General features: G+C 44.4%; 11 protein-coding genes. 9 read left to right on the forward strand and 2 right to left on the reverse strand.

What is annotated here, in order from left to right; all coding sequences use genetic code 11:
* The first annotated feature begins 47 nt into the window (after positions 1 to 47).
* From secD to OCU90_RS22520, 9 genes are all read left to right on the forward strand, one after another.
* The gene (gene secD, locus OCU90_RS22480) at positions 48 to 1835 is read left to right on the forward strand and encodes a protein translocase subunit SecD (protein ID WP_061022154.1); all 1788 of its coding nucleotides are present in this window, start codon (positions 48 to 50) and stop codon (positions 1833 to 1835) included.
* Positions 1835 to 2737, forward strand: coding sequence for a protein translocase subunit SecF (gene secF, locus OCU90_RS22485; protein WP_061022156.1), 903 nt, complete (start codon positions 1835 to 1837; stop codon positions 2735 to 2737). Before secD ends, secF begins: the two co-directional genes overlap by 1 nt.
* Before the next feature lie 303 nt (positions 2738 to 3040).
* Positions 3041 to 4132 carry a calcium:cation antiporter gene (locus OCU90_RS22490; RefSeq protein ID WP_061022158.1) on the forward strand — a complete coding sequence of 364 codons (1092 nt, stop codon included), beginning with the start codon at positions 3041 to 3043 and terminating at the stop codon, positions 4130 to 4132.
* A 57-nt stretch (positions 4133 to 4189) separates the two neighbouring features.
* Complete coding sequence (locus OCU90_RS22495; RefSeq protein WP_012600220.1) at positions 4190 to 4846, forward strand: DedA family protein; 657 nt, start codon at positions 4190 to 4192, stop codon at positions 4844 to 4846.
* Between the two features lie 45 nt (positions 4847 to 4891).
* Positions 4892 to 6283, forward strand: coding sequence for a magnesium transporter (locus tag OCU90_RS22500; RefSeq protein WP_061022160.1), 1392 nt, complete (start codon positions 4892 to 4894; stop codon positions 6281 to 6283).
* 36 nt (positions 6284 to 6319) lie between these two features.
* A complete protein-coding gene (locus OCU90_RS22505) occupies positions 6320 to 6970 on the forward strand; it encodes a MarC family NAAT transporter (RefSeq protein WP_017091757.1) in 651 nt (216 codons plus the stop codon).
* A gap of 187 nt (positions 6971 to 7157) precedes the next feature.
* Entirely contained in the window at positions 7158 to 7835 is a 678-nt protein-coding gene (locus OCU90_RS22510; protein ID WP_061022163.1) for a hypothetical protein, read from the forward strand.
* Between the two features lie 75 nt (positions 7836 to 7910).
* On the forward strand, positions 7911 to 8612 hold the full coding sequence (locus tag OCU90_RS22515; RefSeq protein WP_061022164.1) for a hypothetical protein: 702 nt from the start codon (positions 7911 to 7913) through the stop codon (positions 8610 to 8612).
* Between the two features lie 296 nt (positions 8613 to 8908).
* Positions 8909 to 9841, forward strand: coding sequence for a LysR family transcriptional regulator (locus OCU90_RS22520; protein WP_012600214.1), 933 nt, complete (start codon positions 8909 to 8911; stop codon positions 9839 to 9841).
* 135 nt (positions 9842 to 9976) lie between these two features.
* On the opposite strand, the gene OCU90_RS22525 is transcribed toward OCU90_RS22520, so the two are convergent.
* Both OCU90_RS22525 and OCU90_RS22530 read right to left on the reverse strand, forming a co-directional pair.
* The gene (locus OCU90_RS22525; RefSeq protein WP_061022166.1) at positions 9977 to 11710 is read right to left on the reverse strand and encodes a mechanosensitive ion channel family protein; all 1734 of its coding nucleotides are present in this window, start codon (positions 11708 to 11710) and stop codon (positions 9977 to 9979) included.
* 289 nt (positions 11711 to 11999) lie between these two features.
* Positions 12000 to 13040 carry an alpha/beta hydrolase gene (locus OCU90_RS22530; RefSeq protein ID WP_017091762.1) on the reverse strand — a complete coding sequence of 347 codons (1041 nt, stop codon included), beginning with the start codon at positions 13038 to 13040 and terminating at the stop codon, positions 12000 to 12002.
* Positions 13041 to 13241 lie beyond the last annotated feature (201 nt).

Below are 13241 nucleotides of genomic sequence, written 5' to 3' on the forward strand. Positions count from 1 at the left end.
AGCTTGGTGCTATTTACGTATGCGTTAATCAATAAGATGCAACCAAAATGAAGTTAAAGCGCTCAATCGCACCCATAAATTATTCAGCTAAATGGAAGGTCATCGTTCTCGTGTTGTCTGTAGTACTGATGCTTCTCAGTGCCCTACCCTCTGCATTTGGTGAACGTGAAGCTTTGCACATTTCAAACCAAACGCATTCGACACACGCTGATGATGTATATCGTTATCTTGTGGACAATAGCATTGATGTTCACAGTGTTAGCGAAAACAACGATAGGTTAGTTGTGACGTTTGCTTCAAGCGGGCAACAAGCCCCCGCACAAGCTTTGATGTCCGATTTTATCCAATCATCGGAGACCGTTGCCCTCACGCTCGAACCTTCAGCTCCTTCTTGGCTAAACTCGCTGGGCTTTCAGCCGATTAAGTTTGGATTAGATCTGCGCGGTGGTGTGCAATTTCTGTTAGACGTTGACCTAGTCCCTGTCTTTAATGCTCACGCGCAATCAGTGATCGACGACCTTCGTCAGGAGTTTCGTGTACGCGGTCGTGTAGAAAGCGGTGAGGTAGTCATTGCTCGATATAACGAAGCATTACTTGGCGATATTCGAACCCACTTAAGAACACAGTATCCAAATTGGACTCTGAGCCAATCTGGTGAGCGCTTAATGATCTCAATGGATGAGGAAGAGAAACGCGCGATTCGAACTCTGACCGTGACACAAAATCTTCAAACAATGCGAGGCCGCATAGAAGAGCTAGGGATCACGGAAGCCGCAGTCCAACGCCAAGGTGAAAATCGAATTCGCATCGAACTGCCAGGAGTACAAGACCCGACATCCGCAAAAAACATTATCGGCGCCACTGCATCGTTAGCGTTTTACCATGTGGAGCCTAATGTCAGCGCACGAACAAAATCCATCAATGACCAAGATGGTAGACCTGTCATTCTGCATAGAAACAGTATCTTAGGGGGCGAGCATATTATCGATGCACGCGCCAGCCTAGGAGAAATGGGAACACCCGAAGTTAACATCACTCTTGATAGCACGGGGGGGCGGCTGATGACCAATCACTCGCGCAGCAATATCGGAAACCCGATGGCGACTCTGTACAGTGAATACAGTCAATCAGAGACAGGACAATCCATTGAGCAAAGCGAAGTTATCAGCGTAGCGACAATTCAATCAACGCTGGGTAACCGCTTTCGCATAACTGGCGCGGGGTCAATGGCAGACGCTCAAAACCTGGCTCTTCTATTGAGAGCTGGCTCACTCACCGCTCCTGTTACCATTGTTGAAGAACGCACAATCGGGCCAACTCTTGGTGCTGAAAACGTCAAAAATGGCTTTGCTGCACTCGCCTTGGGGCTTGGTTTTACATTGGTATTTATCGCTTGTTGGTATCGACGCCTTGGCTGGGTTGCGAATGCTGCACTGACTATCAACTTAGTGTGTCTGTTTGGCCTATTGGCGCTCATTCCTGGCGCTGTGCTAACGCTTCCGGGCATTGCTGGGCTCGTGCTAACCGTGGGGATGGCTGTCGATACCAACGTGCTTATCTTTGAACGCATCAAAGACAAAATGCGAGAAGGCAGAAACTTTTCCCAAGCCATAGACCGAGGGTTCGATAGTGCATTCTCTTCAATTTTCGATGCCAACCTCACCACTATGATCGTTGCCATCGCTTTGTATGCAATAGGTAACGGCCCAATTCAAGGCTTTGCTATCACACTCGGATTAGGCCTACTGACTAGCTTATTTACCGGCGTATTTGCGTCTCGAATTCTTATCAATTATTTGTGGGGAAGAGACACCTCACATGAGGTGAAACTGTAATGACCAAATCAATTAACGTCACCAAAATACGTCAATTGATGACGATGATATCTCTGATTCTTTTGACGCTTTCCATTACATCAATCGTTGCAAGGGGGTTCAATTGGGGACTCGACTTTACGGGAGGTGTTGTCGCCGATATTCAAACAAAACCAAACGTAACTCAAGTTCAGCTCAAATCTCACCTCGACTCAGCACTGAGCCAAGATGTTCAAATGACGGCGGCAGGCAGTGAAGGAAATTGGCAACTGCGTTTCAATGATACAGACCTCGATTTGCGAGACGCACTTAACCAAGCACTGTCGCCAATAGACAGCAATTTTCACATTGCTAACAGCAGCGTAATTGGCCCTCAGGTTGGGTTAGAAATGGTCGAACAAGGCGGCTTAGCGATTTTGGCTTGTTTCGTTCTTACCTTGCTGTACTTGAGCTACCGATTTGAATGGCGATTAGCGCTAGGTTCAATTGCGGCGTTGATTTACGACATTGTTATTGTGCTAGGGCTCTTTGCGGTGACTCAAATTGAATTCAACCTAACCGTGTTGGCCGCTTTACTGGCAGTGATGGGCTACTCCCTGAATGACTCGATCATCATTTCAGATCGAATCCGTGAGGTATTTCGTGCGAAGCCAGACGGTGAAACCGATGCCCTTCTCGATCAGTCCATCGTGTCAACGTTGTCACGAACGCTTGTCACATCAGGCACCACCTTAGTCACAGTCTCAGCATTGTGGTTGTTAGGAGGGAGCGCACTAGAAGGTTTCGCCATTGCACTGTGTGTCGGGATTTTAAGTGGGACATGGTCTTCTATCTCTATTGGCACACTCTTGCCAACTCGTGTGGGCTTGAAACCAACCCACTATAAACCGGAAGAAACTGAATCCCTTGAAAGCATGCCTTAGCTTTTACTTACTGCGCTTACTGCTTACTGCTTACTGCTTACTGCTTACTTAGCACGCTATTAGGCGAATGTCGGTCGTCTGATAGCAACAAAGAATTTCTCTAATTCATAGTCTGAATCATCGGTTCACCTTAAGTTAGCAACATGGTTAGACGCATAGCTTTGTAGATATCGTTTTAGATGCAAAAGCTTAAACGCATAACTTGAAACGAACCGTTTGCTGCACAGGAAATTGCAGTATTCACCCGATTTACTCTCGTTAAAGGACATTAGCGAGCCTTCGGTTACTCAATAAAGGCTCAACATGCTCAACGTACTCAAACAAGAATACAAACTGCCACTTGGCATCGTTGCCGTTCTATTTTTCAAACTAATCGGCGACAACTTACTCACAGGAGAGCTGTCTCAGCTCGCCTACATAATGATTACTGCGGTGCTGTTTTACGCGGTGATGAGCGCCATTTTTTCGGTTGTTCGCCACTCAGATGCGCTGGCGATCAAGCTTGGCGACCCATACGGTACTCTTATATTAACGCTGTCTGTTGTCTTGCTCGAAGTCATTATGGTCTCGTCCGTTATGCTGACTGGAGAATCGAATCCCTTCCTAGCGCGTGACACCATGTTTGCTGTCGTGATGGCGGTGCTTAATGGCTTTGTCGGTATCACCTTGTTAATCGGTGGGATGAAATACCATACCCAAACCTACAACCTTGATGGAATAAAAGCGTACTTGGTGGCCATTATTCCACTCTCATTACTGTGCTTGGTACTGCCTAATTTCACCAGCATGGATTCACTGGGTAACATGTCGACCAGCCTAACTTGGACATTAGTGCTCGCTTCGATCGCCTTGTATGCCGTATTCCTGTTCATCCAAACACGCAGCCATACCGACTACTTCATTGATGGTGATAATGAAGATCATCACGAACATCACGGCCCTCTGCACAGCAATATATTCCACACGATTATGCTGGTGAGCTATTTGATGGTGGTGATTTTGTTAGCAAAAAGCCTCGCGATTCCAATTAACGATGGCATCACGGAAATGGGCGCACCTGCGGCTCTAGGTGGTTTGATTGTTGCCTTGATTATTCTCGCACCTGAAGCGGTTGGTGCCGTTAAAGCCGCCGTGACCAATCAATTACAGCGTGCGATGAACCTCTTCTTTGGCTCAGTTCTCGCCACTATTGCACTTACCGTTCCTGCTGTTCTGCTGATTTCAGGGGTAATGAACGAACCCATCCAACTCGGCCTCGCCCCTGCAGAAATGGTGTTATTAGGTGCAACGCTATTAATGACAAGCGTGAGCTTTAGCAGCGGGAGAACTAACTCGCTCAATGGTGCAACCCACCTCATCCTGTTCTTTGCCTACATCATCTTGATGTTTGATTAAAACGCATTGTGGGCTCCGGCTATCAACAGCCAGAACCCACGTTAACTTGGAGTTTCCATGCAAGAGATTATTTCCGCGATTTGGCTGCAAGACTTTGATGCCTTACTTGAATTGAATTCACTGCACGTTTTATTGCTTTTGCTTGGTGTCGTGCTTTTCCTTGAGTCGAGTTTTGTTTTCTTACCACTACCCGGTGACGGCCTAGTGCTGTTTGTCGGGGGTATGGTTGGTTTGGGCGCGATTGATTTTTCAAGTGCTCTAATGCTTCTAACCAGTGCCTCTTTTTTGGGCAGTATCATTGCCTACCTTCAAGGACGCTGGCTGCACAATACTCCGTTCATGCGTAAAGCTGAACAAACACTGCCAGATGAATCGTTACCCAAAGCAAAAAAACTATTAAACCGATTCGGGTTTTTGTCCCTGTTCGTTTCGCGGTTTGTCCCATTTGTTCGCGTACTGACCCCAATGTTAATGGGCGTTGCACAACTCAGCGCAATAAGAACGCTGATTGTTAGCTTCACTAGCTCGATTACATGGGTCTTCAGTTTATTGCTGATAGGAAAGTGGATCATGCGACACCCATTCGTCTCGCAATATCAAGAGTTGATTACAAAGTGGTTCTTAATGGGCAGTTTAATCCTGATGGTTACTGCATTTATCGCCCTCTTTATTCGGCTTGCGACCAAGAAGCGACAACCACAAACATCCGAATAAAAATCGCTTCAATTGTATTCTCACTTATTGTCAAAGGTCTAACATATGACATTAATTACATTAGCTTTTTCATCAGAAGGGGCGGAAAAGCTGTACCTAAAAATACTGGAGTGTCTAACTCTAAGAAAGGCTAAACGACTGAATCAAACGCTTCTAGAAGCTGAACCCGTCGAACTGCCATCAGTCTTAAGGAAGCTCTCTGACCAGCAACGTATCGCCACTTGGACTCTATTAAGCGAAGTAAACCCAAGCCTTGCTGCCAACTTACTTGATCACTTATCTGATCCCGAGCTTCTATGGCTGATCAGTCAGCTATCTGAAAGTAGCACTATAGTGCTATTTCAATATTTGCATTCCGCAGACCGCCGGCTGCTACTCAATGAGCTGCCAAACGACCTACAAAAACAGCTCAGGCAAGCCCTACCTTCAACATGGAAAGACGAAGAGCGTGCAGCCTTGATCTACCCACAAGACTCTGCCGGAGGGATTTGTAAAAGCGAAGTCCTCAAACTGGCAGCAGACGCTACCATCGACAGTTTGAGCGCAATATTAAGCGCAGAAGAACACAACTTAGATCGACTAGAGTGGCGCTACGTTTACTTGCATGACACTGAAAGCAGCTATTTAGGCGGGCTGAAGATCCGTGATGTACTGCTGCTACCACGTGGTACGCCATTAAGGGAATACATAGATACCACATTGCCCGTTATCAGCCCTGACACGGATCTAAATACGATTAAAAGTACGCTGGACACCACTTTACACCCCGTTATTCCCATCGTTGATGAACAAGGTTTCCAAATAGGCATCGTCGGTTTTAAACATCTCAATGAAGCCTTATACCAACGTTCGAAGCAGCAAATGCTGGAGCAATCCGGTGTATTTGGAGGTGATGAGTCTCGCACCATGCCAGTACTAAAACGTAACCTACGTCGACTCGCCTTTTTATTGCCTTCAGTCGCCTTAAGTTATGCCGCAATTTCAATCATTGCTATTTACGAACCCATCATTGAACAAATTGCCGTCTTAGCGGCCGTGTTGCCGCTTGTCGCCAATCTTTCTGGTGCGGCTGGGAATCAATCCGTTGCAGTGTCGATACGTGAATTATCGATGGGGCAGATCTCAGCCAAAGACCTGCTGTATGTGGTCGCGAAAGAGATTCCAATCGGCGCGATCAATGGAATGCTAATTGGTGGTGTTCTGGCTCTGCTTACGCTGTTCACGCTTGGCGGGGAGCACTCTGGATTGCCATTGGTTATCGCCATTGCTTACACACTTTCTTCCACTCTTGCCGTCGTGATTGGAGGTACATTGCCCTTGCTACTAAAACGGCTCAACTTCGACCCAGCCATGCTATCAAGCCCAATGCTGACAACCTTAACCGACGCAATTTCGTTCTTCAGTGTTCTGTATCTAGCACACGCTTTTTTACTGTGATTTAACTTTTTCTTCCACCACAAAATGGGGATTCTTATGCATTTAGAAACATTGTTCACCTATATGACACTCACGGTTCTTGGCCTATTACCCATCATGAACCCACCCGCAGCAGCAACGGTTTTACTCGGTTTGAGTAAAGGACGAGATAAGAGCTATATTGTGTCGCAAGCCAAAACGACTGGAGTCTATCTTTTCATTGCCTTGTGCATCACCTTCTTCATTGGTGCATCGGTACTCGAACTCTTCAGTATTTCAATACCGAGCTTGCGTTTAGGTGGTGGCATCATCATTGTCGCGATTGGTTTCAATATGCTGTTTCCTCGCCCCGACAATGGAGCCGCCCCCTCTGGGCAAGATTCAATAGCACTAGTACCTTTAACCATTCCTTCACTGTGTGGCCCTGGTTCTATGGCGATGATCATCAGCCTGGCCGCTCAAATTGCTACTTATGAAAACCACACAAGTATGACTAGCGTCTATGGTGGTGTAGTCGCAGGGCTTGCTCTCGTTGCACTTATTGCGACCTTCACATTAACCATGGCGTACCCTCTGCTCAAGGCGCTTGGTCAAAATGGCATCAATGCATTTACCCGAATTATGGGCTTCCTATTGATCTGTATGGGAGTACAGTTTTTCACTCTCGGGATTCAAGAAATCGTTCTTGAGATCAATGAACTCTTATAAGTAAACAAACAGCCCAATTTTGAGCCTCAGCCATTTTTGGTTGGGGCTTTTTTATGTCTATACCCAAGTAACCTCAAGGTGCTTGGGTATATACGTTTAGCAAATATGAATCGCTGTAATTCATAGTCTATTCCCCGGTCAGTAAATAAAATAGCGGCATAAACAAACACAACTTGGATTTATATTTATGAAACTAACTAAAACATCTCTATTAATTGCATCACTTATTTCTTCACCTTTAGTACTTGCAAATAACAATGTTGATTTCTCTGACTCTAAACAACATTATTCGGGGTTTGATATTGGTTACGGCAGCAACGATTTTGATATTGGTCTTCAATATGCCAAGTCACTAAATAACGATTGGAGTTTGCTAAGTTCATATAGCAGTGACGACAATTTTGATAACCACGAATTGGGATTTGATTTTCAAAGAAGCGATGGCTTAGGGCTTGTTTTTGAGTATGAACATGATACCAACTTCCAATCCGATAATTTGCGCGCGAATGACTATAGCTTCAGTCTCTACAAGGCCAATACGGTTAACGAACAGTTTTCTGTTGTACCTCAAGTAACGCTTGGTAACCTGAAGCATCAACAGATGAGTAGTAGTGTTTACTACACCAGCGCATCACTTGATATGACTTACAATCTGAACCCTAGCATGTGGGTAGGATTCACACCGGAATACACTTACAGCTTAGGTAAAGTGAAAGAAAAGAATGACAACCAATCGACGCTTAGAGATTGGGATTACACGGCAGAACTTGGTTATCAATTAAATAGCACAAGCGCGTTCGTCTATAGCTATCAATATGATGATGGTAATAACCTTTCATTATTCTCTTTTAAACATTCATTCTAAATCATTAGAGCTGCCGGTAATAGGCAGCTCATTTTTTAATACCTAACCTTAAAATATTTAAATAAGTGAGCCACTTTGAAAACTAAACTAATATTACTGAGCTGTATTATCAGCGCTTATTCCATTGCTGATGAAAACACAATTGATTTTGAATCCGCGGTAGAAGAGTTTACAGAAGCGACCATTGAAACAACATCCATTGATTTCACCGACCCGACTGCCGCTTATAGCTCCCTCCAATTAGGGTACAGCAATGAAGGCCTTGATGCGGGATTTGGATATGCTAGAGCAATCAATGACGATTGGGCGGGATTGATTTTTGCTCAGTCTCTAAACAGTTTTGACACATACAGAGTCAGAGCCGCGGCACTGAGCACCAATTTCGGTAGTGGCGTTATGGGAGACTATTTATATGATGACCGACATGACACACACACTTTCGTATTGAACGCGATGCAAGTCCTGCCGCTGCATGAACGACTACTGATTGCACCGACTCTTGGCGCGGGTGTCATATCCAGCGATAACCTTAATAAAGACGTGCCTATTGCTATGGCGCAATTGTACGGTGTCGTTACCATTACAGAGCAAGTCTCTATGATGATAGCACCTATCTACACGACGTCTTTGAGTGACAAAACACTTAAAATCAACACGTTAGACTGGGAAGGTAATTTTTCATACCAAATCGCAGATAACCAAAATATTTCATTTAAGTATAGTATCTACGATGAAACCGACAACAAGGTGGGCATTCACTACACCTATGCGCTGTAGCTACACTCATTCACTATAATGCCCTTGACTCTACCTAAAACGAGTACTCTAACTCGAAGCTCTTGTATCACATCAAGCCCTAAGCGCCTTTAGTAACACGGATGTTGCTAGCCCTCCTTTTACTTACTCAAGATATTTAGAACGCCTTTCGTTGAAAGCTAACTTCTGCTCACAGCGCATTGCTGCGAACCGTATCAAACATTCTTTAACACATATCGTTCTTAAACTATTGAACAAAGGCTAATTTCCCTTATTCTTAGGTTACGCTTTCGAACTTCATTACGAAAAGGTAACCCATGAAAGAACTTCAAGACTTAGACCTAAATCTGCTCAAGTTACTTAAAGCGGTTGTTGAAACTCGTAATACCCATGCAGCAGCAGACAAGCTTGGTATATCGCAAACCAGTGTCAGCAGAGGGATGGCGAAGTTAAGAGAAACTTTTGGCGACCAGCTTTTTCTTCGTAAAGCACACGGCGTCGAGCCTTCAGAATTGGCAGAGAAACTCGCCGAAGCGGCCGATGAAATGTACTCCCCTTTGATAAAAGTGGTTGAGTCCTACCACAACTTTGACCCTAAAATATTTACCGGCGAAGTCACTATTGCATTAAATATATTTCTACTTGAACTGTATGGCGATGGGGTTTTTAAGGTTCTGCAAGAAGCTTTACCACAAGCGAGCTTTAAATTGATCTACTGGCAAGATAAAAGCTTGGTAGAAGTACTGAATGGACAAGTCGATTATTTACTACAACTTTCAGGCATTCCATTACCTCAAGATATCTACCAACATAAGCTCACCGAAGTAAAATTGAGCCTAATTGCGCGTAAAGATCACCCTGTGTTAAGTAAAAGCAGTGAATGGGAAGATATTCATCACCTACCAATAACAAGAATCTTAATTGATGGCATTAACACCAAGCGTGCTCCGATTGAAGATCTCTATATATCAAAAGGCTACAGCGCGAATATTGTGCTGGCGACGCATAGCCTCACAGTATTACGAAGCAAGCTCAGAAATTCGGATGCCTTCTCTTTTGGCAGCAGTTTTATGACGGAAGATGATTCGGAACTCCGCTGTTACCCATTACCTAATTTACCAAAAGAAATGCGCCAAATTGGTGTAGAGGGCGGCTACCTGCAATCCAAACGAGGCTTCCCACTTCACCAACTATTGCATCAAACCATGCAGAGCTACTTTGATAGTATTGTTCAACCTGACGGTCGATAGCGAGCGGGATTTCTGGCCTCAATTGAAAAACTATTAACGATAAGCTCTGGCCCCTAAAGCGATATATAGGTCGCTTTAGAGGCACGTTGTCTTTAGGGGCAAGGTGTCTTTAGGTTAATCGTGTCTGAGGCTGCTTTAAGCAGAAGGTGGGCGCACAGCAGAGGTTGCCGCCGGATACATGATGGTATTTTTAATTTCGTACTTATATTCAAAGCTGAAATCAGGAAATGGGAAGGCTTGCTCTTCATGCCACTGCGCAACAACCTGTTCGGCTTTTCGTTTCTGTTCCTCATTGTCATTGGCATTTACATCCACAAGTTGATATTGCGTAGAGTGAGCTATCTTCGCACCAATGCTCTCGACTTGGGTCAATACAGAAAACAAAATATCCTCTTGGACAGCCATGAACTCTTCATGGTCACGACAGCTAATGTAAGCCATCAGATTGATATTGATGGAGTATTCCCCAACACCCATAAGCCTCACTCGAACTGGATCTTCTTCGATGATTGGATGTTGTAGCAACAACCGGCGCAGATTAACGATCAGTACGCGTAATTGCTCAAGGGTGGTTTCAGAACGCAATCTCAACACATGATCCATGCGTCGCTTATCACGCCGCTCCAAGTTATCAATTTCCATGTTGGCAAATTCCGAGTTAGGAATGGTAATTAAAGAGCGCTCTAGCGTCCGGACTCGAGTCGAACGCAAACCAATACTCTCAATGGTTCCTAGTTTGTCTCCATAACGGCAAAACTCACCAATCTTTACGCCCCCGTCAGCATAGAGCGTTAATCCGTTGATTACGTTCTCCAATATAGGGCGAATGGCCAGTGCAACCGCTAAGCCACCCACACCCAAACCTGCCAATATTGGGGAGATTGAGAACCCCATAAATTCGATGACATAAATGCCAAGAATCGCGATCGTCAACCCGCCAAATATACGTGCTAATACGGTAATCAGTGACGAATCTACGTGCTTTCCATTGTGCTTTTTGAATACATAAATATCAGCGAAATAATTGAAAATGGCCATAATAAGCCATGAGACGAAGAAGAACTGAGCCAGTAGGAAGAAGGTGGTGAACAGCTGATAAACACCACCTGTAATCCATATCCCATCATCAATCACCCATCTTGCTAAAAACAGCAAATTCACCACGCCCACCAGCGACAACAGTCGACCTGCCCGCCATTTCAAGCCTTTTCCTTCCCAGCGACGATTCCAGCGTTCACCAAGCAAAAAGCTAATTCTTATCATTATCTTACATAGTGACAAAACGCCAGTGAGTGCAAGCCATTGCCATAAAGGAAGCGGCCCATAACGTTGATTAAAAGATGAAGGTAAAGAAAGAACAAATTGCTTAGAGAACATAGGTCCGGGGCTAATCAGAAATTCCTGATAATAGTCTGGACGTGCTTTGGCATAGTACGGAAGGACTGACATCGTTCTATACCACCGAGAAAGGCTTTGAATGGTGTTAGAACTAAATAGGAACTGATCGGTTCGATCGCCTAGAGTTTGGCGAGACAATACGATCTCAGTATTGCCTAAACGCCAGTGATCAATATCTTCTCCCCTTATTTGCTCGACATTTGGCACTAGCTGATGAGTACCTTGATCAATTCGATCCAACAACTCACGAAGAAGAATTATTTTCTCCATCACGACAACTGTTCGGCTTCGATTCGGAACCATAGACAAATCCATGGTTCTGATCACTTGTGAATAAGCATGCTGCGCTTCTTTAAGATGCAGTGTTTCATTTTTCCAATGCTCGATAACCACACTCGAATCTCTGATGAAGCTCGAAAGAGTATGTTTGGGGCTCGACGTGTCGGCGAGCTCCAAAGCAATACTTTGCATGGCTAGCGCATTAGGTATGGTTAGACATAAGGGTATGGTTAGAAAAACGGCTACTAACATCGAATAAAAACGTCTTATCACAACGATCTCCCGTCATCACTTTGTTCCAATGAAAACATAGGGGCTAGCGAATAAGAATGATCCATGACAGATTGATGTTGAGAGTAATGATAATTAGCTTGTAGTAACGTAGATATACATTTTAAAAGTGAAGTGAATAACGTTGTCATTATATCCTCCAAATAAAAATCCACATCCATGTGATTCAATATTAGCTTGCTGAAATAGACTAGTTGATATGTTTATTAAAGAACTGGCCTAACTCATTAATAGCATCTTCAGACTCTGGCATGTCGATTAAGATACCACTCATATAATCACCATGAGATTGGCCATCATATATATGCAGGTCAGTTTCTACGTCTGCACTGCGTAATAATCGATGCATACGAACCGTATCACTTAACAAGAGATCTCGAGTACCTGAAATGAATATCGTTGGTGGGAATTCATCAATATCAGCGTATATTGGTGAAATAAGAGGATTATCAAGCGCTTCTCCACCAGCATAGACATCGAAAGTGCCCTCAATCAGCCCTTCTCGCTGACCTAGAGGGTCTAAGCCTTGCATCGTTAACCATGAATCCGATGTCTCTTTAAGGTCGACGGAAGGGGTCCCAACAAACAATGCGCCAGGTGCCGGAAGATCGAGCTCTTGCAGTTTAAGTGTCGTTGCTAACGTTAAGTTACCGCCTGCGGATGTGCCAAAAATCGCTGTTGATTCTGGTGATTGAGTTTTTATTAGCTCTTTCCATACTGCAACTGCATCATCAATTGCCGCTGGGAATGGATGCAGTGGCGGTTGACGATAGTCAACAGAGATCACCTGTGCACCAAGCCCGTTCGCAACCCAAATAGCTTCTCGTAAAGCTGATTCACCCCCACCGAAAACAAATGCACCACCATGGATATGTACTAGCCACTTATCTTTGTATTCAGGGGCGATATTCTTCGGCGTAACAAAGAACGTATCAACTCCGGCAAACTGCTTAGCTTCATAAGTAACGTCCAAGCGCTCTAGAGCTTGTTGAGCAATCTTAATACCTGGCGCATCAAATTGGGCTTGTAACGCCAACCACTCTGCCGTGTTGTTAGGAACAGGAATTGCCGGTGAGATAACTCTGTTCTCAAATAACTGAGCAAACTCTGTCGATATACCTGCTGGGGTCGGAACCTTTCGCTCTTGCAGTTCCATTCCAGCGAACGCCGCTGTGCTTGATAAGCTGAGTAGCAATGCAGGAATAACAGTGCGTAGTGATTTGGTTTTCATAGTAACTCCGGTAATGATTCTAAAAGCCGTGATTGGCGAACTGAGGCTATTATTCACGTCCGAACCCATTAGCACTATGAATTAGAGAAATTCAAATTTGATTATAGCTAAGTAGCAATAATGAATTTCTCTAATTCCTACTAAGTCTAAAAATCAAATGCGATATTAAATGAAGAAAAGATAAGGAGCTTACATGAAATA

The organism is Vibrio splendidus, from assembly GCF_024347615.1.
Lineage (GTDB): Bacteria > Pseudomonadota > Gammaproteobacteria > Enterobacterales > Vibrionaceae > Vibrio > Vibrio splendidus.